General features: G+C 59.5%; 19 protein-coding genes. 8 read left to right on the forward strand and 11 right to left on the reverse strand.

Going from position 1 to position 23,915, the window contains the following annotated elements; genetic code table 11:
- Nucleotides 1-108 precede the first annotated feature (108 nt).
- Nucleotides 109-2,160, forward strand: coding sequence for an AsmA family protein (locus KB890_RS15590; RefSeq protein ID WP_020325148.1), 2,052 nt, complete (start codon nucleotides 109-111; stop codon nucleotides 2,158-2,160).
- Nucleotides 2,161-2,197: 37 nt separating this feature from the next.
- Here KB890_RS15590 and KB890_RS15595 read toward each other — a convergent pair whose 3' ends face one another.
- The 3 genes from KB890_RS15595 to KB890_RS15605 all read right to left on the reverse strand — a co-directional run bounded on the left by KB890_RS15595 (nucleotide 2,198) and on the right by KB890_RS15605 (nucleotide 5,829).
- Nucleotides 2,198-3,520: an MFS transporter gene (locus KB890_RS15595; protein ID WP_004150118.1), complete on the reverse strand. Its 1,323-nt coding sequence runs from the start codon at nucleotides 3,518-3,520 to the stop codon at nucleotides 2,198-2,200.
- 271 nt (nucleotides 3,521-3,791) lie between these two features.
- Nucleotides 3,792-4,823: an inner membrane protein YhjD gene (gene yhjD, locus KB890_RS15600; RefSeq protein WP_002921337.1), complete on the reverse strand. Its 1,032-nt coding sequence runs from the start codon at nucleotides 4,821-4,823 to the stop codon at nucleotides 3,792-3,794.
- A gap of 106 nt (nucleotides 4,824-4,929) precedes the next feature.
- Nucleotides 4,930-5,829, reverse strand: coding sequence for a LysR family transcriptional regulator (locus KB890_RS15605; protein ID WP_004145179.1), 900 nt, complete (start codon nucleotides 5,827-5,829; stop codon nucleotides 4,930-4,932).
- A gap of 119 nt (nucleotides 5,830-5,948) precedes the next feature.
- Between KB890_RS15605 and KB890_RS15610 the strand changes: the two genes are divergently transcribed.
- The gene (locus KB890_RS15610; protein WP_002921336.1) at nucleotides 5,949-6,707 is read left to right on the forward strand and encodes an SDR family NAD(P)-dependent oxidoreductase; all 759 of its coding nucleotides are present in this window, start codon (nucleotides 5,949-5,951) and stop codon (nucleotides 6,705-6,707) included.
- 34 nt (nucleotides 6,708-6,741) lie between these two features.
- Here KB890_RS15610 and KB890_RS15615 read toward each other — a convergent pair whose 3' ends face one another.
- From KB890_RS15615 to KB890_RS15625, 3 genes are all read right to left on the reverse strand, one after another.
- A complete protein-coding gene (locus tag KB890_RS15615) occupies nucleotides 6,742-7,275 on the reverse strand; it encodes a GNAT family N-acetyltransferase (RefSeq protein ID WP_002921333.1) in 534 nt (177 codons plus the stop codon).
- Nucleotides 7,276-7,341: 66 nt separating this feature from the next.
- Nucleotides 7,342-8,994 (reverse strand): alpha,alpha-trehalase, encoded by a 1,653-nt coding sequence (locus tag KB890_RS15620; protein WP_020325152.1) that lies wholly within the window; start codon nucleotides 8,992-8,994, stop codon nucleotides 7,342-7,344.
- Between the two features lie 239 nt (nucleotides 8,995-9,233).
- Nucleotides 9,234-10,382, reverse strand: a complete 1,149-nt coding sequence (locus tag KB890_RS15625) for an iron-containing alcohol dehydrogenase (protein WP_014906811.1) — start codon at nucleotides 10,380-10,382, stop codon at nucleotides 9,234-9,236.
- Between the two features lie 126 nt (nucleotides 10,383-10,508).
- Here KB890_RS15625 and KB890_RS15630 point away from each other — a divergent pair, with 126 nt between their 5' ends.
- Nucleotides 10,509-11,132: a glutathione S-transferase family protein gene (locus tag KB890_RS15630; protein ID WP_002921273.1), complete on the forward strand. Its 624-nt coding sequence runs from the start codon at nucleotides 10,509-10,511 to the stop codon at nucleotides 11,130-11,132.
- A 53-nt stretch (nucleotides 11,133-11,185) separates the two neighbouring features.
- Here KB890_RS15630 and gorA read toward each other — a convergent pair whose 3' ends face one another.
- Both gorA and KB890_RS15640 read right to left on the reverse strand, forming a co-directional pair.
- Complete coding sequence (gorA, locus tag KB890_RS15635; protein ID WP_002921271.1) at nucleotides 11,186-12,538, reverse strand: glutathione-disulfide reductase; 1,353 nt, start codon at nucleotides 12,536-12,538, stop codon at nucleotides 11,186-11,188.
- Between the two features lie 72 nt (nucleotides 12,539-12,610).
- Nucleotides 12,611-13,453: a 23S rRNA (adenine(2030)-N(6))-methyltransferase RlmJ gene (locus KB890_RS15640; RefSeq protein ID WP_002921269.1), complete on the reverse strand. Its 843-nt coding sequence runs from the start codon at nucleotides 13,451-13,453 to the stop codon at nucleotides 12,611-12,613.
- A gap of 193 nt (nucleotides 13,454-13,646) precedes the next feature.
- Here KB890_RS15640 and KB890_RS15645 point away from each other — a divergent pair, with 193 nt between their 5' ends.
- From KB890_RS15645 to rsmJ, 3 genes are all read left to right on the forward strand, one after another.
- On the forward strand, nucleotides 13,647-14,918 hold the full coding sequence (locus KB890_RS15645) for an acid phosphatase (RefSeq protein ID WP_020325159.1): 1,272 nt from the start codon (nucleotides 13,647-13,649) through the stop codon (nucleotides 14,916-14,918).
- A 182-nt stretch (nucleotides 14,919-15,100) separates the two neighbouring features.
- Nucleotides 15,101-17,143, forward strand: coding sequence for an oligopeptidase A (gene prlC, locus KB890_RS15650; protein ID WP_004173955.1), 2,043 nt, complete (start codon nucleotides 15,101-15,103; stop codon nucleotides 17,141-17,143).
- A 7-nt stretch (nucleotides 17,144-17,150) separates the two neighbouring features.
- On the forward strand, nucleotides 17,151-17,903 hold the full coding sequence (rsmJ, locus tag KB890_RS15655) for a 16S rRNA (guanine(1516)-N(2))-methyltransferase RsmJ (protein WP_004188262.1): 753 nt from the start codon (nucleotides 17,151-17,153) through the stop codon (nucleotides 17,901-17,903).
- A 143-nt stretch (nucleotides 17,904-18,046) separates the two neighbouring features.
- Here rsmJ and dtpB read toward each other — a convergent pair whose 3' ends face one another.
- On the reverse strand, nucleotides 18,047-19,519 hold the full coding sequence (gene dtpB, locus KB890_RS15660; RefSeq protein ID WP_002921264.1) for a dipeptide/tripeptide permease DtpB: 1,473 nt from the start codon (nucleotides 19,517-19,519) through the stop codon (nucleotides 18,047-18,049).
- A 256-nt stretch (nucleotides 19,520-19,775) separates the two neighbouring features.
- Nucleotides 19,776-20,213: a universal stress protein UspA gene (uspA, locus tag KB890_RS15665; RefSeq protein ID WP_004145166.1), complete on the reverse strand. Its 438-nt coding sequence runs from the start codon at nucleotides 20,211-20,213 to the stop codon at nucleotides 19,776-19,778.
- Between the two features lie 382 nt (nucleotides 20,214-20,595).
- On the opposite strand from uspA, the gene uspB reads away from it, so the two are divergent.
- A complete protein-coding gene (gene uspB, locus KB890_RS15670) occupies nucleotides 20,596-20,931 on the forward strand; it encodes a universal stress protein UspB (RefSeq protein WP_002921203.1) in 336 nt (111 codons plus the stop codon).
- Between the two features lie 55 nt (nucleotides 20,932-20,986).
- Here uspB and pitA read toward each other — a convergent pair whose 3' ends face one another.
- Nucleotides 20,987-22,483, reverse strand: a complete 1,497-nt coding sequence (pitA, locus tag KB890_RS15675) for an inorganic phosphate transporter PitA (protein ID WP_002921200.1) — start codon at nucleotides 22,481-22,483, stop codon at nucleotides 20,987-20,989.
- 229 nt (nucleotides 22,484-22,712) lie between these two features.
- On the opposite strand from pitA, the gene KB890_RS15680 reads away from it, so the two are divergent.
- A complete protein-coding gene (locus KB890_RS15680) occupies nucleotides 22,713-23,906 on the forward strand; it encodes a BaiN/RdsA family NAD(P)/FAD-dependent oxidoreductase (RefSeq protein WP_016529349.1) in 1,194 nt (397 codons plus the stop codon).
- Nucleotides 23,907-23,915 lie beyond the last annotated feature (9 nt).

Raw genomic sequence — 23,915 nt, forward strand, 5'->3', positions numbered from 1 at the left:
ATTTTTTTGACCTGACGCGCGTAATGTGACGAAAAGCGCATTTCCAGGATAAACGCCGCTTTTTGACTATATTCAGGACTGACGTGATGCAAAAGGAGCGGAGTAGGGATGAGCAGAACCCGTAAAACGTTGGTTATCATCACAGGAACGATACTATTGCTGATCGTTCTTTTCTTTATCGTGCTGGCCACCTTTGACTGGAACCGGCTGAAGCCGACGATCAATCAGAAAGTGTCCGCCGAACTTAACCGCCCGTTCGCCATCCGCGGCGATCTCGGCGTGGTCTGGGAACGGCAGCCGGACGAGCGCGGCTGGCGCAGCTGGATCCCGTGGCCCCACGTACACGCGGAGGATATCGTGCTGGGCAACCCGCCGGCCATTCCCCAGGTGACCATGATCCATCTGCCGCGGGTGGAGGCGACCCTTGCCCCGCTGGCGCTGCTGAGCAAAACGGTGTACCTGCCGTGGATCAAGCTGGAGCAGCCCGACGTACGGTTGATCCGCCTGGCGGAAGACAACAATAACTGGACCTTTCAGCTGGCGGGCGATAAGCGTACTCCGGGCGACAGCGCGCCCTCCAGCTGGTCCTTTCGCCTCGATAATATTCTCTTTGATCGCGGGACTATCGCCATTGACGACAAGATCACCCGCAGCGATATCACCATCCTCGTCGATCCCCTAGGCAAACCGCTGCCGTTCAGCGAAGTGACCGGCACAAAGGATCGCCATAGCGCGGCGAAACCAGGCGACTATGTCTTTGGTCTGTCGCTGAAGGGCCGCTACAAGGGCCAGCCGGTCACCGGCAACGGGAAAATCGGCGGCATGCTGGCCCTGCGCAGCGCAAGCGCCCCCTTCCCATTGCAGGGCGACTTCCACTCCGGTAACACCCGGGTAGCGTTCAGCGGCACGGTCAGCGACCCGCTCAACGTCGGCGGCATTGACCTGCGGCTAAAATTCGCCGGCGACTCGCTGCGCGATCTCTATGACCTGACCGGCGTGCTGCTGCCGGAGACGCCGTCATTCTCCACCGACGGCCGCCTGCGCGCCGACTTTACGCAAAAAAACCGCATGCGCTTTAACTATCAGAATTTTAACGGCCGAATCGGCGATAGCGACATTCATGGCTCCCTGACCTACACCACCGGCAAGCCGCGGCCGAAACTCAGCGGTGATATGGAGTCGAAGCAGCTGCGTCTGGCGGACCTCGGGCCATTAATCGGCGTTGATTCCGGCAAAGGAACGAAGAAAAGCGCTTCGCGCCAGGCGGGTGACCGGCCGCAGCCGGCGGGTAAAGTGCTGCCGGCGGACCGCTTTGAAACCGACAAGTGGCAGGTGATGGATGCCGATGTGCGCTTTAAGGGCCGGAGAATTGAGCACGGCGGCACCCTGCCGATCAGCGATCTGTCGACCCATGTGATTCTGGAGGATGGTGACCTGCGCCTGCAGCCGGTGCGCTTTGGCCTGGCCAACGGGTCGATTGCCGGCAGCGTACACCTGCAGGGCGATAAAAAGCCGCTGCAGGGTGAGGCCAATCTGCAGGCGCGACGCCTGAAGCTGAAGGCGCTGATGCCAAACGTCGAGATGATGCAGAAAACCCTCGGCGAGATGAATGGCGACGTCCAGCTGCGCGGCAGCGGCAACTCGGTGGCGGCCCTGCTCGGCAACAGTAACGGTAACCTGAAGCTGCTGATGAACGACGGACTGATCAGTCGCAACCTGATGGAAATCCTCGGTCTTAACGTCGGTAACTACCTGATCGGCCAGATTTTTGGCGATGAGGAGGTTCGGGTGAACTGCGCCGCGGCCAATATCGACGTAACCAACGGCGTCGCCCGGCCGCAGATTTTTGCCTTCGATACAGAAAACGCGCTGATCAATGTGACCGGGACCGCCAGCTTCGCCTCCGAGCAGCTGGACCTGACCATCGATCCGGAAAGCAAAGGCTTTCGGGTGATCACCCTGCGTTCCCCGCTGTATGTCCGGGGCACCTTTAAATCGCCGCAGGCGGGGGTGAAGGCCGGGCCGCTGATTGTCCGCGGCGCGGTAGCGGCGGCGCTGGCAACCCTGGTGACGCCGGCCGCCGCGCTGCTGGCGCTGATCTCCCCGGCGGAGGGCGATAGCAACCAGTGTCGGATCATTTTGTCGCAGATGAAAAAGTAGAGGAGAGCCCTGACGCCGGGGGCGTCAGGGCGAAGGATCACAACGACTGGTGGCGGGTCTCGTGGGTCAGCAGCAGGGCGATCAGCGTCAGCGCCGCCATCGCCGCCAGATAGGTGCCGACCGCCGCGAGACCGTAGTTACCCTGCAGCCAGGCGGCAATGTACGGCGCGACCGAAGCGCCGAGGATCGACGACACGTTATAGGAGAACGACGCGCCGGTGTAGCGCACTTCCGTCGGGAACAGCTCCGGGAGCAGCGCGCCCATCGGGCCAAAGGTCAGTCCCATCAGGCTTAAGCCCAGCAGCAGGAAGGCGAAGACCAGCAGCGGATTGCCGGAGCCCAGCAGCGGTTTAAAGGCGAACAGGGCGAACAAAATAATCATCGTGGTGATGATAATCATGCTCTTGCGACGACCAAAGGCGTCCGCCAGCAGGCCGGCGACAGGCACCATCACGCCAAAGCCAATCACCGCCATCATCAGCATCCACAGCACTTCGTTACGCGGCAGACCCAGGCCATTCGGCGCCGCGCCGGTGCTGAAGGTCATCGAGTAGACGGTCATGATGTAGAACAGGGTATAGGTGGCCAGCATGATGAAGGTGCCCAGCACCGTCACCCGGACGTGTTTGGTCAACAGGGTACCCAGCGGGATTTTGACCTGTTTTTTCGCCGCCGCCACTTTGGCGAAGACCGGGGTCTCATGCAGCGAGACGCGAACATACAGACCGATGATCACCAGCACCGCGGAGAAGATAAACGGCACGCGCCAGCCCCACTCCATAAACTGCTGGTCGGTCAGCAGCCAGGAGAGCAGCAGGAAGGTGCCGTTGGCGAAGAAGAAGCCGATCGGCGCGCCCAGTTGTGGGAAGGAGCCATACAGGGCGCGCTTGCGCGCCGGGGCGTTTTCCGTAGCCAGCAGCGCTGCGCCGCCCCATTCCCCGCCGAGGCCAAGGCCCTGACCGAAACGCGCCAGCGCCAGCAGCATCGGCGCGACAATGCCAATGCTTTCATAGCCGGGCAGCAGGCCGATCACCACGGTGGAGATCCCCATGGTTAACAGCGAGGCCACGAGGGTGACCTTCCGGCCGACGCGATCGCCGAAGTGGCCAAACAGCGCGGAGCCGATCGGCCGGGCGACGAAGGCGATGGCGAAGGTGGCCAGCGACTGTAGGGTGGCCGCAGCGGCATCGCCCTGCGGGAAAAAGATATGCGGGAAGACGATGACCGCGGCGGTGGCATAGATGTAGAAGTCGAAAAACTCAATGGCGGTGCCAATGAGCGAGGCGACAACAACCTTGTTGCGTGAGTTGACCGGGGCGGTTTCCTGCGTGTTTTCGAGAGTGGTGGCTGTGGCTTGCATAGATCTTTCTTATTTTTGCGCGAACGAAAAGCCATATAGCCACAGCCACAGGGACATTTCAATCTGTAACAAACGCGGAAAATGGGCAAAAAAGAGGCAAAAAGCGGATAATTTTTACACCAGTAAAAATAGTTCTATGAAATGCTTCACACAATTAAAAAGATAGATAATAAAACCAGTTTTGAGTTAAATAAAAGTTACATGCTGGATTTATCTGCTGAAATCAAGCGCGAGGATGAATTTTGCCTCTTTTATTCATCCTCGCAATACCTCAGCGGTGGGTTTTGCCCGGCATCCGCCGGTCGTCTTTATACTCCGCGGTGGCGATCCACGCGGCGCAGAATAGCGTCAGGCGGGCGAAGAAATAGAAAAAGGCCATCAGCCCCAGCACCGATCCGAACGCCGCCCCGGAGGGGGATTTCACCAGCGCTGGCAGCGTCCAGGTCATGACGATTTTTATGATTTCAAAGCCAATCGCCGCGATAAGCGTGCCGCGAAACAGGGCCTTGCGCCGCGGACGATGGCGCGGCAGGCGCCAGAAAATCCAGAAAAAGAGCAGATAGTTGGCAAAAATCGAGATGGCGAGGCCGATTAGCCGCCAGGCGGGTTTCAGCCATTCAATGTTGTCGAGATACAGCGCGGAGATAATCATCTGCTGGGCGGAGCCGGCGACGGAGGTGATCGACAGCGTAATAATCAGCGCCACCAGCAGACCGATCAGCGAGATAAGATCGCGGAAGTACTTGACCCAGATTTTCTCCTCGTCCTGCGGCCGGCGCTCCCAGACGTCGCGCGATTGAGCGCGGATCGCTTCGCGCAGGTTGCCCATCCAGTTAATACCGGAATAGAGGGCGACCAGCAGGCCGACCAGACCGACGGCGGTGCGCTGTTGCACCGCGGTGTTGATGGTGTTTTTCAACGTTGCCGCCAGCGTTGGGTCGCTGACGTTTTGCAGAATTTTGTCGAAAATGTCCTGCAGCAGGGTTGGGTGCCAGGCCAGCACGAAGCCGGCGGCGGCAAAGGAGACCATCAGGATCGGGATCATCGACAGGAACGAGAAATAGGTGATAGCCGCCCCAAACTGATTGCCGAGCCGGTCATTGAAGCGCTCTGCGGCGCGCAGCAGATGGGCGATCACCGGGTTGCGCTGCACTTTGGCCGCCGTTCCGGTGACGGTCTTCAGCGCCTGGCTGGCTTTTTGCCCGACGGCGGTGTCATTAAGGGCCTCGAGCGTGCTTTTGCTTTTCTCCGGCTGCGTATCCGGTTCCTGTGGCGGGCGTCGATCGTCGTTTTCCGGCGTCATACGTAATTTCTTCCTTTTTTACAGCGAGATTCAGCAAAAAGTATACCTTAAATGCCGTATCCTGCAGGAATGCCTCTCCCCGCCGCCCGTTTTCCAGCCGCGCCGCTCAATCGACATACGCTTTCATCAGTCCGCCCAGCCACTCCATAAACAGATTTACCCGGCGGGAGAGATTGCGCCGGTGCGGGTAGATCAGCGAGACCGGCAGCGGCTCGGCGCGGTACTGGGGCAGGATCTCAATCAGGTCGCCGGCGCGTAACGCCTCGCGCACGCCGGTGCGTGGCACCTGAATAATCCCCAGCCCGGCGATACAGGCTGCCTGATAGGTTTCCGTACTGTTGACCGTCAATATGCCGCCGGTTTTTACCCAGCGCACCGCGCCGTCGATCATTACCTCAAAGCCGGGGGGACGGACCCCGAGGGTGCTGGCGTAGTGGATCAGGGCATGATCCGCCAGATCCTCCAGGGATTGCGGATAGCCAAAACGCGCCAGATAGTCCGGGCTGGCGCAGTTAATTTGCGTCAGCTTGCCCAGCGGCCGGGCAATCAGCCCTGAGTCTTTGAGCGCGCCGACGCGCACCACGCAGTCAAACCCCTCGCGGATCACGTCCACCAGCCGATCGCTGCTGCTCAGCTCCAGTTCGATGCCCGGATACTGCTGTAAAAAAGTCGGCAGATGCGGGATCACCATTTTTTTAGCAAAACCGACCGGCATATCCACCCGCAGCCGGCCGCTGATGCTCGCCGGATCGTGCTGGAACATGCCGTCCAGTTCGTCGAGGTTGCTCAGCAGATCTTTCGCCCGCTCGTAGTAGACCATCCCATCCTGGGTGAGCTGGACCCGGCGGGTGGTGCGGTGCAGGAGCCGCACGCCAAGATGGCTTTCCAGGGCCTGAATCTGTCGCGAGACGCTACCCTTAGGTAGCGCCAGGGTCTCGGCGGCGCGGGAGAAGCTCTCCAGGTCCGCTACGCGAATGAATAACTGCATTGCATGAATTTTATCCATGCCGATCGCCTATTGTTGTTATTACTGAAACAGTAAAACGCAATATAGCGTATTTATTGTTGCATGAGCAGTTAATAAGCTACAACACAATCACAACGCAACCTGAAAGGGGTCTTCTGATGACACAACGTATCGCTTTAGTGACCGGCGGCAGCCGCGGTTTGGGTAAAAACGCCGCGTTGAAGCTGGCGGCAAAGGGAACCGATATTCTTTTGACCTATCACAGCAACCGCCAGGCGGCCCTCGACGTGGTGGCGGAAATAGAGCAAAAAGGGGTCAAAGCGGCAGCATTAGCGCTGAACGTCGGCGATTCCACAACATTCGACGCATTCGCCAGCGAGGTGGCGCAGGTGCTGGCGCAGAAGTGGGGACGCACTACCTTTGATTATTTACTGAACAATGCCGGAATCGGACTCAACGCGCCCTTCGCCGAGACCAGCGAAGCGCAGTTTGACGAGCTGATGAATATCCAGTTCAAAGGGCCGTTTTTCCTGACCCAGCGTCTGCTGCCTCTCCTGCAGGATGGGGGGCGTATCCTCAATGTCTCCAGCGGCCTGGCGCGCTTTGCCCTGCCGGGCTATGCGGCCTACGCCGCGATGAAGGGGGCGATGGAGGTTCTGACCCGCTATCAGGCGAAAGAGCTGGGCGGACGGGGGATATCGGTGAACATCATCGCGCCGGGTGCCATTGAGACCGACTTTGGCGGCGGGGAGGTGCGCGATAACGCCGAGGTGAATCGGCATATCGCCGCCCAGACTGCACTGGGGCGCGTTGGGCTGCCGGATGATATCGGCGACGCCATCGCCGCCCTGCTCAGCGATGAGCTGGCGTGGATGAACGCGCAGCGTGTGGAAGTCTCGGGCGGGATGTTCCTCTGATCCTGACTGCCCCCAGCCTGTGACCGGCGGTGCGCTACGGCGCATCGCCCTCCCCACGCAGCCGACCGAACAGCCAGTCGTTGTGCCAGCGTCCGTTGAGCCAGTAGTTTTCCCGCAGCTCTCCCTCCAGCCGGAAGCCGGCTTTGAGCAGTAACTGCTTAGACGCCTCGTTGCCGGCGGTGACGCTGGCGGTCAGGCGGCGGACGCCGCCGGTGGTAAAGGCGTAGTCGCACAGCGCGCGCAGCGATTCGTAGCCGTAGCCCCGACCCTGCGCCGCCGGGGCGAAGAGAAAGCCAACCTCGGCAATGTCGCGCTGATGATGCTGGTAGCCGGTCAGGCCGAGCGGGGTATGGGTCAGCCTGTCGCGCACCACCAGGCACAGCCAGTGTTCATCCCCGGGCGTCCACGGCGGCAGCCGCGAATCGAACGCCTCGCGGATGGCCGCCTGCGGTCGGGGATCGGCGACGTAGAGCATGACCTGCGGATCCTGCTGCAGGGAAAGAAAAAACGACCAGTCGTCCAGCTGCAGCGGTGAGCAGCGCAGGCGCGGCGTCAGAAGTTCAGGCATAAGCGTCGTTCCGGGCAGGGCGAATCCTCTGAACATAGCAGGAGAAAGCCGCCGGGAACAGCCCGACTAGGTTGGCTCACCGTACAGGCCAATCAGTCGGCGCACCACGCCGTTGGTCCAGCCAAAGCCATCCTGCAGGGGATACTCCCCGCCGCCGCCCTCATGGGGGACGCCGGTGGCAATATGGTATTTTTCAATCAGCTTGTGATGCTGCTTGTAAAAGTGGTTGACCGTCTGCAGCCAGCTCCAGGCAATCTCATCTCCCAGCGGATCCTGGCCGTAACGTTTAAATCCCTGGATCGCCATCCACTGCAGCGGCGCCCAGCCGTTGGGTTTATCCCACTGCTCACCGCTTTCGTATTCGGTGGCCATGATCCCCCCGGGGGTGAGCAGGCGGGCCCGCACCGCATCGGCAAGGCGTTCTGCCTGTTCGTGGGTCGCCAGGCCGACGTAAAGGGTGACGATACTGGCTGCGGAAAACAGCGCCAGCTGTTCACGGCGCCAGTCATAATCGCGGAAACAGCCGTTCTCATCATCCCACAGATAGCGGTTGACCGCCGCCCGCCGATCCTGGGCCTTCTGGCGGAAGGCCGCCTCCGTCTCGCGATCGCCCTTCAGGCCGGAGAGGTTGGCAATGGTCGTCTCCAGCTTGAACAGGAAGGCGTTCAGGTCGATGGGGATAAACTGCGTCGTGCGGATGCTGGCCAGCCGCGTGATATCCCGCAGCCAGCGGCTGGAGTAGTCCCAGCCGGACGCGGCGCCCGCCCGCAGGTCGCGGTACACTTCATTGGCGGGCCGCCCGGAGTGTCGGGCGGTCTCCACGTCTTCGCGCCACGACTCATCCCGCGGCGTGTCACGGTCGTCCCAGTAGCGATTGAGCAGGGAGCCATCCGGCATACGCACCACGTGGCGATACGCCTGGTGCGGGATCAACGACTCGGCGCCGTCCATCCAGAAGGCGTGCTCCATCTTCAGATGGTCCAGATAGCGCTTCGCGCCGCGCACGCCATCCTCTTCAAAGAGTTCGACCATCAGGGCGAACACCGGCGGCTGCGAGCGGCTGAGGTAGTAGGTGCGGTTGCCGTTCGGAATGTGGCCGTAGGTTTCAATCAGCCAGGCAAAGTTATCGGCCATGCATTTCAGCAAATCTTCCCGGCCGCTCTCCGCCAGCCCCAGCATGGTGAAATAAGAGTCCCAGTAATAGGTTTCGCTAAAGCGGCCGCCGGGCACGATGTAGGCCTGCGGCAGCGCCAGTAGCGATGACCACGGGATATGATCCTGAGGCTCGCGGGTCAGCACCGGCCACAGCTTGTCGATGTGTTCTTTCAGGGTCAGGCTGGGGTCGGAGATATAGATGTCGCTCTGGCTCTCCGGCAGCCAGAAGTTGTCCTCAACGAACTGCCGCAGATCGAAGTCGGGCTGGCGTTTGACCTTGCGGTAGTTCCGCAGGATGTCCAGCGGATCGTGTTTCGGCGCGCAGTCGGGGAAGGTTTTGCTGTCCGCGAAAATGCGTGATTTCTGCACGTTGGTAAACAGCTCAAGATAGCGATCCGCCGGGGTGAGGGCATCGGACGCCGGAAGCCCCTCGATCACCTCAGGCTCCGGTTCAGCGTCTATCATCTCATCCAGCTTTAATTCGTACGGATCGGCTTCGTAGCAGGGATCGATGTCGATCCTTAACTCCTCGTCTTCAACGTGGCGTAATTTCTGGCTGAACATAGCGATACGGACCTCCGGATAGCGTGAGTTCGGGGCCGGGCATACCCGGCCTTGTCTATTAAGCGTAGACAGTCGCTTCGGTGAGTGTGAAGCAAACTGTGCGTGAGATCACGCTTTTCCGCCGAGAAGAAAAGCTGCCATTTCAAAGTACGCTGTTGATAAGTAATTAAAAATTGTAGATCCTGGCGCAGATGAAATTCGGAGCATTCATTATGCAACAAAATTTTATCCCGGGGCGCTCACTCCCACGCCGCCTCCAGCATCTCCAGCAGCTGTTCGCCGCTCAGGCTGACCGGGTTGGCCTTCATCGATGAGGAGGTGCTGGCGGCCAGCGCCGCCGGTTCCAGCGCATCGCGCGCTACGCCGAGGTCGCGCAGGGTGCCAAGGCCAGCGCGATGGCTCCATTCCCGCAGACTGTCCCAGACCTGATCCACAGGGACGTCCAGCCCGTCGGCCAGCCAGCGGCGGACATCGTTAACGCGCTGGCGCAGGCCAGGGTCGTTGATCTGCGACTCATTGAGCGCCAGGCCAAACGGCAACAAACTGCCGCATAGGGCGCCGTGCGAGGCGCGGCTCAGGCCGCCCAGCGGGCCGGCGAGGCCGTGGATCACCCCCAGCCCGGCGTTCGCCAGCGCCAGTCCGCCGCACAGGCTGACCCAGGCCATCTCGTCGCGGCTGGCCGGACACTCTTGTTCCATCAGGATTTTTAGCGCGCGAATTCCCCGCGGGATCGCCTGCTGGCAGAGAGCATCGGTGAAGGGAGTGGCCCGGCTGCAGAGCCAGGGCTCGATCACCTGGGTCAGGGCGTCGAGGCCGGAGCTCAGGGTGATGCTCCGCGGCGCGTTGTCGGTTAGCGCCGGGTCGACAATCGCCAGGTCAGGCAGCATTCGGTCGTCGCGCAGGCTCACTTTCCGCTGCTGTTCCGGAACGTTGATCACCGCATTTTTGGTGACCTCCGCGCCCGTGCCAGCGGTGGTGGGGATCGCCACGAACGGCAGGGGACTGGCTTCCAGCTGACGGCCCGTTCCCACCACCTCCAGATAGTCGATCACCGGGCCGGCGGCGGGGACCAGCGCCGCAATCGCCTTACCGGCGTCAATCACCGCGCCGCCGCCGAGGCTGACCACCGCTCTGATCCCTTTCTCGCGCGCCAGCTGGACGCCCTGCTCGATATCGCTAAGCCAGGGTTCGCGACTTATCGCCAGCGTCGTGACCGCAAGCTGCAGCGCCTCCAGCTGCTGGCGGAGAAACGCCGCCCGCTGCGGGCGGGCGCCATGCACCAGCAGGATTGGGCCGCCCTGTTGCGCCAGCCAGGGGGCGGCGCTCTCGGCCTGACCACGGCCAAAACGAATATTTGCAGGCATCAAAACGGTAAAAGGGGTCAACATGTCGGGTTCCTTTTCGGCAAACAGGCTGGAATCAACTATACACATTATCCAGCGCTCTGCCTTGTTGCTGGCTGGCAATAGAGTAGAGTGAATGAACTGTCTTTTATGGCTGAGGAATCGCTGACGATGCTAACAATTCTGGGTAAACGCTCTTCAATTAATGTACGGAAAGTGCTGTGGACCTGCGAGGAAGCCGGGCTGGCGTACCAGCAGGAAGATTACGGCAGCGGATTTAAGCCCCTGGATACGCCTGAGTTTCAGCGTCTGAATCCTAACAGCCTGGTGCCGGTGCTACTGGACGATGACTTCGTGCTCTGGGAGTCGAACAGTATCTGCCGCTATCTGGCGCGCAAAGCGGAGCGCTGGGATCTGCTGCCCGCCGAGCCGCAGCCCGCCGCCGAGGTGGAGCACTGGATGGACTGGCAGGCGACCGAGTTTAACACTGCCTGGCGCCATGCTTTTATGGGGCTGGTGCGTAAAGATCCGCGCTTTCAGGATCCGGTGGCGATTAAAGAGAGTATTGCCGCCTGGACCCACTGCGTGCGCATTGTTGAAGCGCAGCTGCAGCGTACCGGGGCGTGGATAGCCGGCGAGCGCTTCACCCTGGCCGATATCGTGCTGGGGCTGTCGGTGCATCGCTGGAAAATGACCCCTTTCGCCCATCCGGAGATGCCAGCCGTGGAGCGCTGGTATATGGCGCTCAATCAGCGCCCGGCGTTTATGCGCCATGGCAATAACGGCGTGGCCTGAGCATAAAAAAAGAAGCCCCTGGGGGCTTCTTTTTATCATCCGGCGATCGCGTCTTAGCGCATGGTGACGAACTCTTCTGCCGCCGTCGGGTGAATGGCGACGGTGTTGTCGAAGTCTTTTTTGGTGGCGCCCATCTTCAGGGCCACCGCAAAGCCCTGCAGCATCTCATCCATCCCGAAGCCGATGCCGTGGATGCCGACAATCTTCTCTTCCGGGCCGACGCACACCAGCTTCATGCGGCACGGCTGACGGTGAGAGGTCACGGCGGTATACATCGCGGTGAAGGAAGATTTGTAGACCTTCACGGCGTCGTCGCCGTACTGCTCGCGCGCCTGCGGCTCGGTCAAGCCGACGGTGCCGATTGGCGGATGGCTGAAGACCACGGTCGGGATGTTGCTGTAGTCCAGATGCTCTTCCGGTTTGTTGTTAAACAGGCGTTCGGAGAGACGACGGCCTGCGGCCACGGCGACCGGCGTCAGCTCAACGGCGCCGGTATTATCGCCCACCGCGTAGATGCCCGGCACGTTGGTGTTCTGGAATTTATCAACGATGATGTACCCTTTATCGTTGGTTTTAACGCCCGTTGCCGCCAGATTGAAGTTGTCGGTCGCCGGTTCGCGGCCAATCGCCCAGATCAGGCAGTCAACGGTCTGGCTGCGGCCATCTTCCAGCTCCAGCGTCAGGCTGCCGTCGGCATTCTTCACCACCGCTTTCGGGATCGCATTGGTATGCAGCTGCGGGCCTTCGGCGTTCATCACTTCCACCAGGGTCTCAACGATCAGCGGATCGAAACTGCGCAGCGGCGCGTGTTTGCGCACGAACAGGTGGGTTTCGGCGCCGAGGCCGTTAATCACCCCCGCCAGCTCAACGGCGATATAGCCTGCGCCGACCACCGCCACGCGCTTCGGCAGCGCCGGCAGTTCGAAGAAACCGTCGGAATCAATACCGTATTCGACGCCCGGAATATCCGGGTGGCTCGGCCGGCCGCCGGTGGCGATCAGGATATGGTCAGCGGTGATGATCTCGCCGTTGACTTCCACGGTGTGGGCATCGACAAAGCGCGCGAAGCCTTTGATCACGTCGACTTTATTCTTACCCAGTACGTTGTCGTAAGAGGTATGAATACGGTCGATATAGGCGCTACGGCTGGCGACCAGCTTCTCCCAGTCAAAATGGTTGATGGTGGTATCGAAACCGTAGTCCGGGCCGTAAAGATGAATCGCTTCGCGGATCTGCGCCGCATGCCACATCACCTTTTTCGGCACGCAGCCGACGTTGACGCAGGTGCCGCCCAGCTCTTTGGCTTCAATCAGCGCGCACTTCTGGCCGTACATGGCCGCGCGGTTAATTGAGGCGATACCGCCGCTACCGCCGCCGATGGCGAGGTAATCATAATGTTTGCTCATGCCCATATGTCCTTAATCGTTGATTGCCGCGATTGTAGCGCGAGGCTTAAAAGGTTCCACCGATGGTTGCGATTACTCCGGTACGATCCAGCTGACGGTGGCGTGGCCGGTGCCGGTCGGAACCAGTTTGCTGTGCAGCCACGGCAGCACGTTATTCATCTGCTGCTCCAGCTTCCACGGCGGGTTGATGACGATCATCCCGGAGGCGGTCATGCCGCGCTGGTCGCTGTCCGGACGCACCGCCAGCTCAATCTGCAGGATTTTGCGAATGCCGGTGGCTTCTAACTCTTTGATCATGCGTTTGATTTGCGCGCGCAGCACCACCGGGTACCACAGGGCGTAGGTGCCGGTGGCGAAGCGTTTGTAGCCTTCGTTAATCCCGGTGACCACCGCCTGATAGTCGGTTTTAATTTCGTACGGCGGGTCGATCAGAATCAAACCGCGGCGCGATACCGGCGGCAGCTTGGCTTTCAGCTGCTGGTAGCCATCGGCTTTATCGACGCGCGCGCGGCTGTCTTTCTGGAATTCAGCGCGCAGCAGCGGGAAGTCGCTCGGGTGCAGCTCGGTCATCTGCAGGCTGTCCTGCTCGCGCAGCAGCTGGCGGGCAATCAGCGGCGAGCCCGGGTAGTAGCGCAGCTGGCCGTTACGGTTGAAGTGTTCTACGACCGAAATATACGGCTCCAGCTCTGCCGGCAGGTCGTCCTGCTGCCAGATGCGGGCGATGCCTTCAAGATACTCGCCGGTACGTTCGGCGTGCTCGCCGCTCAGCTGATAGCGGCCCGCGCCGGCGTGAGTGTCCAGGTAGAGAAACGGTTTTTCTTTCTCTTTCAGTGATTCAATGATCAGGCTCTGAACGGTGTGTTTGAGGACGTCGGCGTGGTTGCCTGCGTGAAAGCTGTGGCGATAACTGAGCATGGATGCAGAGATTCCGGGAAGTAAACAAGTTAACCGATAGTCTACCGCAGATCGGCCGAGATTACCGCTGCGCCGCCGCGCTGTTTCATTTCTGCCAAAAGCGTTGCAAAACATAACGCTGTCATAAAAACGTCAAACGGCCGCGCTAGCGTCGGATACAGGCAAGGTAATTATTTGAATAAAAGGAAAAATAATGAAAAGGCAACTCTCGCTGCTGGCCGTCGCGCTGCTGCTGGCGCAACCGGTTCTGGCTAAAGACATCCCGCTGAACAGGGCGGCGGCCCTCGCCAATAGCGTGACGCCGGCTGCCTCCAGCCAGGCGTATGACGATCTTGAGCAACAGGCGCTGGCGCAGCTACGCCACGCTCTGCAGGGGAATGCCGCCACGCTGACCCGCGATCGGCTGGCGCGCACCAAACAAAACCAAACTCAGGCCGATACCGCCTGGCTGAAGGCCAGCGGCTATGACTTCCAGACCCGGGCCAACCAGCAGGCGGGCATTGCGCTGCTGTCGGCGTTCAGCACCCTGCCGGAGACCGTCGTGAAGCAGAATCTGGCGACGGTGACCGCCATCAATCGCGACGCCGTGCAGACCACGCGCCGTCAGGCGCTGGCCGATGCGGAAGGCATTAGCTACCTCTACTTCCTCAGCGATGCGCTGGGGCCACGCCTTGGCAAAGCGTTTCTGACCGCCTATGACCAGGGCGCGCTGGGGAAAGCGGCAGCGTTGATCAAAGCCTCGGAGGTCAGCACCGGCGAGGCGAAAAAGCACTTCAATAATCCGCGGCCGTTTCTGGTGCAGGGCAACACCATTCACCTGGTGCCTGACGATGTGGTGGTGAAAGATAACCAGCCCTACACCGCCGACGGCGGCTCGTTCCCCAGCGGCCACACCAACACCGGCTATACCGATGCGCTGCTGCTGGCGGCGATGATCCCGGAGCGCTACGACGCGCTGGTGGCGCGCGGCGCCCGCTATGGCTACTCGCGCATCGTGCTGGGCGTCCACTACCCGCTGGACGTGATCGGCTCGCGAATGGTGGCCGAGCGCAACGTGGCCCACTATCTTAACGATCCGCACTACCGGGTATTATTTAACGAAGCCCGCGATCAGCTGCGCGCCGCGCTGGCGAAGGCCTGCGGCACATCGCTTGCCGAGTGCGCGAAGAGCAGCGTGAAAGACGATCCCTGGCGCGATCCGGCGATGCGTGATTTCTCTCGCTTCACCATGACCTACGATCTGCCGCAGCAGAAGGGTCCGCAGCCGCGTTTACAGGTGCCGGAGGGGGCGGAAGTGCTGCTGGAAGATGCCCTGCCGCATCTGTCAGCGGCTCAGCGTCGAACGTTGATGGTCAACACCGCGCTGCCGGCGGGTTACCCGCTATCCGGCACCACCCCCGAACAGCAATTCTGGCAGCGGCTGAATCTGTCGGCGGCCTGGGAGATGGCGCAAAAAAGGCAGTAATGTGGTTTCCGGCACGCTGCACTGCGTGTCGCGCTTTTCCGGCAACGGGCGGACTTATCGCAGCAATACCCAGGCTGACGCACCGCCCGTCATTGAAATTCCCCCAACTATCCCCCATTCTAGATCTCATGCATAAGCGCCGGACGCGCGCTTCATTCACCCTTTTCAACAGGACAGCGCATATGACCAATCCATTATTGACGCCTTTCTCCCTGCCGCCTTTTTCTGCGATCAAACCAGAGCACGTGGTCCCTGCGGTCACCAAAGCGCTGGAGGATTGCCGGGCCGCGGTGGAAAGCGCGGTGGCGCATGGCGCGCCGTATAGCTGGGAAAATCTTTGCCAGCCGCTGGCGGAAGTGGACGATGTGCTGGGACGCATCTTCTCGCCTGTCAGCCATCTGAATTCGGTTAAAAACAGCCCTGAACTGCGTGAGGCCTACGAACAGACGCTGCCGCTGCTCTCCGAGTACAGCACCTGGGTCGGCCAGCATGAAGGCCTGTATAAAGCCTATCGCGACCTGCGCGATGGCGATAACTACGCCACGCTGAATACCGCGCAGAAAAAAGCGGTTGATAACGCGCTGCGCGATTTTGAATTATCCGGGATTGGCCTGCCGCCGGAGGCGCAGAAACGCTACGGTGAAATCGCCGCGCGCCTCTCTGAGCTGGGCAACCAGTACAGCAACAACGTCCTCGACGCCACCATGGGCTGGAACAAGCTGGTGACCGATGTCGCCGATCTGGCCGGCATGCCGGAAAGCGCGCTGGCCGCCGCTCAGGCTCAGGCGCAGGCCAAAGAGCAGGAAGGGTATCTGCTGACCCTGGATATTCCGAGCTATCTGCCGGTGATGACCTACTGCGATAACCAGGCGCTGCGCGAAGAGATGTATCGCGCCTATTCCACCCGCGCCTCCGATCAGGGCCCGAACGCCGGGAAATGGGATAACAGCCCGGTGATGGCGGAGATCCTCGCCCTGCGTCACGAGCTGGCGCAGCTGTTGGGCTTTGACAGCTATGCGTTTAAATCCCTCGCCACCAAAATGGCGAAGGATCCGCAGCAGGTGCTCGACTTCCTCACCGACCTGGCAAAACGCGCCCGTCCGCAGGGCGAAAAAGAGCTGGCCCAGCTGCGCGCCTTCGCCAAAGCCGAGTTTGGCGTCGATGAGCTGCAGCCGTGGGACATTGCCTACTACAGCGAAAAACAGAAGCAGCACCTCTACAGCATTAGCGATGAGCAGCTGCGCCCCTATTTCCCGGAAAACAAAGCCGTTAGCGGCCTGTTTGAAGTGGTTAAGCGCATTTACGGTATTACCGCTAAAGAGCGTACCGATGTCGATGTGTGGCATCCGGAAGTGCGCTTCTTCGAGCTGTATGACGAACACAACGAGCTGCGCGGTAGCTTCTATCTCGACCTGTATGCCCGCGAGCATAAGCGCGGCGGGGCGTGGATGGACGACTGCGTCGGCCAGATGCGTAAACTGGATGGTTCCCTGCAGAAGCCGGTCGCCTACCTGACCTGTAACTTCAACCGCCCGGTCAACGGCAAGCCGGCGCTGTTCACCCATGACGAAGTGATCACCCTGTTCCACGAGTTCGGCCACGGTCTGCACCATATGCTGACCCGCATCGACACCGCCGGGGTTTCCGGCATCAGCGGGGTGCCGTGGGATGCGGTCGAGCTGCCGAGCCAGTTTATGGAGAACTGGTGCTGGGAGCCGGAAGCGCTGGCGTTTATCTCCGGCCATTATGAAACCGGAGAACCGCTGCCGCAGGAGCTGCTGGAGAAAATGCTGGCGGCGAAAAACTACCAGGCGGCGATGTTTATTCTGCGCCAGCTGGAGTTCGGCCTGTTCGATTTCCGCCTGCATGCGGAGTACAAACCGGAGCAGGGGGCGAAAATCCTTGAGACCCTGGCCGAGATTAAAAAGCAGGTCGCCGTGGTGCCGGGGCCGACCTGGGGCCGCTTCCCGCACGCCTTCAGCCACATCTTCGCTGGCGGCTATGCGGCAGGTTACTACAGCTACCTGTGGGCCGACGTGCTGGCGGCAGACGCCTTCTCACGCTTCGAAGAAGAGGGGATTTTCAACCGTGAAACCGGTCAGTCGTTCCTCGACAATATCCTGAGCCGCGGCGGTTCCGAAGAGCCGATGGAGCTGTTCAAACGCTTCCGCGGGCGCGAGCCGCAGCTGGACGCGATGCTGGAGCATTACGGGATCAAAGGCTGATTGCTACGTGAAGATCTGCTTAATTGATGAAACAGGCGCCGGTGACGGCGCCTTATCTGTTTTAGCCGCCCGCTGGGGGCTGGAGCAGGATGACGATAACCCGATGGCGCTGGCGCTGACGACGGAGCATCTGGAGCTACGCAAGCGCGATGAGCCCAAGCTTGGCGGCATCTTCGTCGATTTCGTCGGCGGGGCGATGGCCCACCGGCGCAAGTTTGGCGGCGGCCGCGGCGAAGCGGTGGCTAAAGCGGTGGGTATTAAAGGCGATTACCTGCCGGATGTCGTCGATGCGACGGCCGGGCTGGGACGCGATGCCTTTGTGCTGGCGTCGGTCGGCTGTCGCGTGCGGATGCTGGAGCGCAATCCGGTGGTCGCCGCGCTGCTCGATGATGGCCTGGCGCGCGGCTATGCTGACGCGGAAATCGGCGGCTGGCTGCAGGAGCGGCTGCAGCTGATCCACGCCTCCAGCCTGACGGCGTTAACCGATATCACCCCGCGCCCGCAGGTGGTGTACCTCGATCCGATGTTCCCGCATAAGCAGAAAAGCGCGCTGGTGAAGAAAGAGATGCGCGTCTTTCAGTCGCTGGTGGGGCCGGATTTAGACGCCGATGGTCTGTTGGCGCCAGCGCGTCAGTTGGCGACCAAACGAGTGGTGGTCAAGCGCCCGGATTATGCGCCGCCGCTGGCGGATGTCGCCACGCCTAACGCGGTGGTGACCAAAGGACATCGGTTTGATATTTACGCCGGTACGCCGGAGTAATATTACGCCGTGGTGGTAACTCCCGGATAGCGGCGCAACGCGCCTTATCCGGGCTACCGAATCGTCGCCCGGCTCCGCGTAGCGCGAGCCGGGAACCGCAATATTTAAACAAACGGCGCCAGCGGATCGGCCATCTCAAACGGTTATTCGGCGCTGGCCGGGGTATTAATCATCCGGTTCAGCCACGGCACCATCAGCGCCATTACCACCGTGACGCCCAGCGTCACCAGGCCAATTTTACTGAACACATTGGTGTAGACCGGCAGGGTCTGCAGCGGGTCGGTGATGTTTTCCGGCACCGCGGTAAAGGTCGCCACATAGCCGCCCAGCAGGAAAGCGGCGGCCTGGGTCAGAAACCACATCCCCAGAATAAAGCCCATCAGATGCTGCGGCACCAGCGCGGCAACCATCGCCAGCCCCAGAGCGCTGATTAACAGTTCGCCCAGACTCTGGAACAGATAAACCAGCACAATAAACCACGGCGAGGTTAACCCCTGGGCGTCGGCGAACCACATCCCGGCCGCCGCGGCGGTCAGGAAGCCCAGCGCGCAGAGGAACATCCCGAGGGTAAATTTCACCGGCATGGTCAGGTCTTTACCCTTATGACCGAGATGGGTGTAGATCGCCGCCAGCACCGGGCTGGCGACCACTACCCAGAAGGGATTCAGCGCCTGGAAGCTGACCGGGTTGATGGTAAAGCCAAGGATCTCATGATGGACGTTGTTGATGGCGAAGAAGTTCAGCGAGGTCGGCATCTGGGCATACAGAATGTAAAACAGCACCGCCTCGATCATCAGAATAAAGGCGACGAACATTTTGTTGCGTCCAGTTTTATCGAGGCGAAACGCCTCACGGAAAAAGAACGCAATAACCACGACCGACAGAACAATCAGCACCAGGTTGGCGATCATCACGTTATGCATCAGCCAGGCGCAGAGAAAAATCATTACCACCGTACCGGCCAGCACCAGCGCCAGATTGCGTAGGCTGAGGGGGCGATGATCCGGCTCGGAGCCAATATCTTTCACCATCCCGCGGCAGGCGAAGTAGACCAGCAGCGCGATAATCAGCCCCGCGCCGCACAGGTTATAGGTTACCGCATAGCCAAATTTTTCGGCGATCACCGGCGCCAGCGACAGCGACAGCAGCGAACCGATGTTTATCGACATATAGAACAGGGTAAATGCCCCGTCGAGACGGGCATCCTTCGGCGGATAGCATTTGGAGAGCAGGCTCGCCGGGTTGGCTTTAAACAAACCGTTGCCGACGGCGATGGTGCCGAGAGCGATAAAGATCAGCTGCGGTTTCAGCAGCGACATCCCGGTCATAAAGTAGCCGATAGCCAGCACAATGGCGCCGAGCACCAGCGTGCGTTTGGTCCCCAGCAAATGGTCGCCCACGTAGCCGCCGATGGAGATCAGCCCGTAAACCAGCGCCGCGAAGGCGCCGAAGGTGATAAAGGCCTGTTCCTGAGAGAAGCCCAGCTGTTTAACAAAGAAGACCGCCAGGATCCCCTGAACGCCGTAATAGCCAAAACGTTCCCAGAGCTCCACAAAGAAGATCATAAAGAACGGACGAGGTTGCTGCAGCAAGCCCGTAGGTGCAGTTGTATTCATATTCCTTCGCCTTGTATTACTTTCCCAAAAAGTATGAACGCGTATGCCAGAACGCGCCGAAAATGTCTGATAACTCGCCATGCTGCGGTTATTGGCTTATGGAATAGATTATTATATAGATATTTCGCCGAATAACTGGTTGATCACACTAATTTAATGGCGATTTTATGGATTGAAGTTCTGCCGCATGGCGAGGGAAAGCGAAAATAAAAAACGCCCGCATCGGCGGGCGTATTGCGCGGATAAAACGAGACGGTTATTCGTCTTCTTCGTCGCGCAGCGGGACGATCAGCATGTCGACATGAACGGTGTTAATCAGCTGGCGGGCAGAGGACATCAGCTTGCTCCAGAAGTCCTGATGATGGCCGCAGACCACCAGGTCCATATCGTATTTTTTAATCGCATCGACCAGCACCTGGCCAAGGTCGCCGCTGCCGCTCAGGGTCTCGGTGATGGGATAGCCTGCGTTGGTCGAGAGCTCGGTCAGCGCGTGATGGGTCTCTTCGGAGATGCGTTTTTGCATGTCGCCGAGGTTAACGTCAATCAGCCCGGTGTAGAGGTCGGAGTAATTCACATCCACATGGATCAGGGAGACTTTCGCGTTATACGGGCGGGCCATAGAAACGGCTTTTTCAACCAGTACTTTACTCTCCGGGGACAGGTCTACTGCAATCAGAATATGTTTGTAAGCCATAGTGTTACTCCTTCCATAAGTTTGTCGATGACCATTGGACCTGACAGCTGGCGCTGCCGTTTCGCCCGCGTCCTGCGTGCTACATTCGCGGGAGGGTAGCCTTTAAGGACTTCATTGTAGAAGATATTTCCTACCTTATAGCGCCCCCCGCACTCCGTCAATGCACTGGGTTCACCTAAAAGTTAAACAAATTTATCCGTCTTACGTATTGATAACGAATAACCTTGTGGTAAAAAAATTAATGGATCTCCTACACTATTTAATGAGCCGGTCGGAAAAATAAATGTGATCGGAATCGCACTCTTTACGGTATCGTCGTGGGTTATTTGGGGAGCGGTAGCCGCGGAGGTTTTCTCCGTAGGCGGGTCGCCGGGGAGGAGGTATGATCAGCACTATTGCGCTGTTTTGGGCCCTGTGTGTCGTTTGTGTGGTGAATATGGCACGCTACTTCTCATCGTTGCGTGCATTATTGGTGGTGCTACGTGGTTGCGATCCCTTGCTCTATCAGTATGTTGATGGCGGCGGCTTTTTTACCTCGCACGGGCAGCCCAGCAAACAGATGCGGCTGGTGTGGTATATCTATGCCCAGCGCTACCGTGACCATCACGATGATGAATTTATTCGTCGCTGCGAACGTGTTCGTCGCCAGTTTATCCTGACCAGCGCCCTGTGCGGCCTGGTGGTGGTGAGCCTGATTGCGCTGATGATCTGGCACTAACGTTTCAGAATAAAAAAACGGGCCAGCAAGCTGGCCCGTTTCGAACGAATAACGCTTAAATCAGTTTCAGGGAGAGCCAGTAAAGGACGCCTGAAAGGATAATCGCTGCCGGCAGGGTCAGCACCCAGGCCATCAGAATGCTGGTCACCGTCTTTTTCTGCAGACCACCGCCATCCACCAGCATCGTCCCCGCTACCGAGGAGGAGAGTACGTGGGTGGTGGAAACCGGCATCCCGGTGTAGCTCGCCAGACCGATAGAAACCGCTGCGGTCATCTGAGCCGACATCCCCTGAGCGTAGGTCATGCCTTTCTTACCAATCTTCTCACCGATGGTGGTCGCCACGCGGCGCCAGCCGATCATGGTGCCGATACCCAGCGCCAGCGCGACAGCCATGATAATCCAGATTGGCGCGTACTCGATGGTGCTCAGCATATCGGTTTTCAGTTTCTTCAGCAGACGCTGGTCGTCAGCGCTCACATCCGGCAGCTTCGCCACCTTGTCGGTGGTGTCGGAGATGCAGAGCATGATGCGACGCAGCTGGCCGCGCTGTTCCGGTTTTAGCGACTCGTAGTTCTCAACGCCGGTCAGCATGGTTTTGACGCGGTCAAGGGCGTTGATGGTGTTCGCCGGATGGCAGTGGAACTCGCCATTGGCCGCGGTATTGGTATCCGGAGAAGGCACCAGCTGATCGACGCCGGTGGCTTTTTTCAGCAGTTCAGGACGCTGCTGGAAGAAGGTTTCCACGTTGTTGACCGCATCGCGGGTACGGGTGATTTCGTAACCAGAGGCATTCATATTCACCACGAAACCCGCCGGCGCGACGCCGATCAGCACCAGCATCACCAGGCCAATGCCTTTCTGCCCATCGTTAGCACCGTGAGAGAACGACACGCCAATAGCAGACAGGATCAGCGCGATACGGGTCCAGAACGGCGGCTTTTTCTTACCGTCTTTCTTTTCACGCTCTGCGGGCGTCAGGTGGATACGCGCGCGTTTTTTGGTTCCGCTCCAGTAGCGACGCAGCAGGAAAATCAGGCCGCCCGCGATCACCAGACCGACGATCGGCGAGATGATAAGCGAAGCAAAAATGCCGATGACTTTCGGGATATTCAGCGCATCAACCACGGAAGTACCGGTCATCAGCGCATTGGTTAAACCAATGCCGATGATGGCGCCAATCAGGGTATGAGAACTGGAAGCTGGAAGACCGAAGTACCAGGTGCCGAGGTTCCAGATGATCGCCGCCAGAAGCATAGAGAACACCATGGCGAGGCCATGTGCGGAACCCATGTTAAGCAGCAGATCGGTCGGCAGCATATGCACGATGGCATAGGCTACGCTGAGACCGCCCAGCAGAACGCCGAAGAAGTTGAAGAGCGCCGCCATCGCCACAGCGAGCTGTGAGCGCATTGCGCGAGTGTAGATAACCGTAGCCACCGCGTTTGCGGTATCATGGAAACCGTTAATTGCTTCGTAAAACAGTACAAAAGCTAAAGCAAGCAATAATAATAGTCCGGTATGTAAATCCAGACCGGCAAATAAATGTAGCATAGGACGTTACGCCATTTTGAGGACATGAACGCGGCGCATTATCAGTGACTTTAGCGGCGCGGGCAAAGTGAAATATAGACTTTTTTTGATTTTCTTCCTGTTTAGGTTTTACCCTGTTGGGAGTAATCCTATATCTTTCAATGATGTATCTAATGCGGGATTTTTCCCGCTGGTGTGACCAGAGTGAAATATTTACAAAACCCGACAATTGGGGAACGAGGAACGCGGTGTGGAAAGGTTTGATGCCATTGTCGTTGGCGCCGGAGCGGCGGGTATGTTTTGCGCAGCGCAGGCGGGCCAGCTTGGCTGCCGCGTCCTGCTGCTGGATAACGGCAAAAAGCCGGGGCGAAAAATTCTGATGTCCGGCGGCGGCCGCTGCAACTTTACCAACATGTATGTTGAACCGGCGGCCTATTTGAGCCAAAACCCGCATTTTTGCAAATCTGCCCTGGCGCGCTACACCCAGTGGGACTTTATCGAGCTGGTCGGCAAATATGGCATCGCCTGGCATGAGAAGACCCTCGGCCAGCTGTTTTGCGATGATTCGGCGGAGCAGATCGTCAATCTGCTGCTCGCGGAATGTGAAAAGGGCGGCGTGCAGATCCGTCTGCGCAGCGAAATCCTCAGCGTGGAGCGCGATGAACAAGGCTACCGGCTACAGGTGAACGGCGAAACGCTGATGACCAAAAAGCTGGTGATCGCCTCCGGCGGTCTGTCGATGCCGGGGCTCGGCGCCTCGCCGTTTGGCTATAAAGTCGCCGAGCAGTTCGGCCTGAAGGTGCTGCCGACCCGCGCGGGACTGGTGCCGTTTACCCTCCACAAGCCATTGCTTGAGCAGCTGCAGGTCCTCTCCGGCGTGTCGGTGCCGTCGACCATTACCGCCGAGAACGGCACTCTGTTTCGCGAAAATCTGCTGTTCACCCACCGCGGCCTTTCCGGACCGGCGGTGCTGCAAATTTCCAGCTACTGGCAGCCCGGCGAGTTCGTCACCGTTAATCTGCTACCGGACTGCGATCTTGATGACTTCCTTAACGAGCAGCGCAGCGCGCATCCCAACCAGAGCCTGAAGAACACCCTGGCGATGCAGCTGCCGAAGCGGCTGGTGGAGTGTCTGCAGCAGCTGGGGCAGATACCTGATGTGACGCTCAAGCAACTGAACGTTCGCGATCAGCAGACGCTGGTGGAGACGTTAACCGCCTGGCGCGTGCAGCCGAACGGCACCGAAGGCTACCGGACGGCGGAGGTGACCCTCGGCGGCGTGGACACCAACGAACTCTCGTCGCGTACTATGGAGGCGCGTAAGGCGCCGGGTCTCTACTTTATCGGCGAAGTGATGGACGTTACCGGCTGGCTCGGGGGGTATAACTTCCAGTGGGCGTGGTCAAGCGCCTGGGCCTGCGCGCAGGCGCTGGTGGAAGGGTAATCTACGCGT

Origin of the sequence: Klebsiella sp. P1954, from assembly GCF_018199955.1 — a bacterium.
GTDB lineage: Bacteria > Pseudomonadota > Gammaproteobacteria > Enterobacterales > Enterobacteriaceae > Klebsiella > Klebsiella pneumoniae.

What these genes read in the sequence shown, in the direction of transcription:
- KB890_RS15590 (WP_020325148.1), top strand. Translation starts at nt 109, where the DNA reads ATGAGCAGAACCCGTAAAACGTTGGTTATCATCACAGGAACGATACTA.
- KB890_RS15595 (WP_004150118.1), bottom strand. Translation starts at nt 3,520, where the DNA reads ATGCAAGCCACAGCCACCACTCTCGAAAACACGCAGGAAACCGCCCCG.
- yhjD (WP_002921337.1), bottom strand. Translation starts at nt 4,823, where the DNA reads ATGACGCCGGAAAACGACGATCGACGCCCGCCACAGGAACCGGATACG.
- KB890_RS15605 (WP_004145179.1), bottom strand. Translation starts at nt 5,829, where the DNA reads ATGGATAAAATTCATGCAATGCAGTTATTCATTCGCGTAGCGGACCTG.
- KB890_RS15610 (WP_002921336.1), top strand. Translation starts at nt 5,949, where the DNA reads ATGACACAACGTATCGCTTTAGTGACCGGCGGCAGCCGCGGTTTGGGT.
- KB890_RS15615 (WP_002921333.1), bottom strand. Translation starts at nt 7,275, where the DNA reads ATGCCTGAACTTCTGACGCCGCGCCTGCGCTGCTCACCGCTGCAGCTG.
- KB890_RS15620 (WP_020325152.1), bottom strand. Translation starts at nt 8,994, where the DNA reads ATGTTCAGCCAGAAATTACGCCACGTTGAAGACGAGGAGTTAAGGATC.
- KB890_RS15625 (WP_014906811.1), bottom strand. Translation starts at nt 10,382, where the DNA reads ATGTTGACCCCTTTTACCGTTTTGATGCCTGCAAATATTCGTTTTGGC.
- KB890_RS15630 (WP_002921273.1), top strand. Translation starts at nt 10,509, where the DNA reads ATGCTAACAATTCTGGGTAAACGCTCTTCAATTAATGTACGGAAAGTG.
- gorA (WP_002921271.1), bottom strand. Translation starts at nt 12,538, where the DNA reads ATGAGCAAACATTATGATTACCTCGCCATCGGCGGCGGTAGCGGCGGT.
- KB890_RS15640 (WP_002921269.1), bottom strand. Translation starts at nt 13,453, where the DNA reads ATGCTCAGTTATCGCCACAGCTTTCACGCAGGCAACCACGCCGACGTC.
- KB890_RS15645 (WP_020325159.1), top strand. Translation starts at nt 13,647, where the DNA reads ATGAAAAGGCAACTCTCGCTGCTGGCCGTCGCGCTGCTGCTGGCGCAA.
- prlC (WP_004173955.1), top strand. Translation starts at nt 15,101, where the DNA reads ATGACCAATCCATTATTGACGCCTTTCTCCCTGCCGCCTTTTTCTGCG.
- dtpB (WP_002921264.1), bottom strand. Translation starts at nt 19,519, where the DNA reads ATGAATACAACTGCACCTACGGGCTTGCTGCAGCAACCTCGTCCGTTC.
- uspA (WP_004145166.1), bottom strand. Translation starts at nt 20,213, where the DNA reads ATGGCTTACAAACATATTCTGATTGCAGTAGACCTGTCCCCGGAGAGT.
- uspB (WP_002921203.1), top strand. Translation starts at nt 20,596, where the DNA reads ATGATCAGCACTATTGCGCTGTTTTGGGCCCTGTGTGTCGTTTGTGTG.
- pitA (WP_002921200.1), bottom strand. Translation starts at nt 22,483, where the DNA reads ATGCTACATTTATTTGCCGGTCTGGATTTACATACCGGACTATTATTA.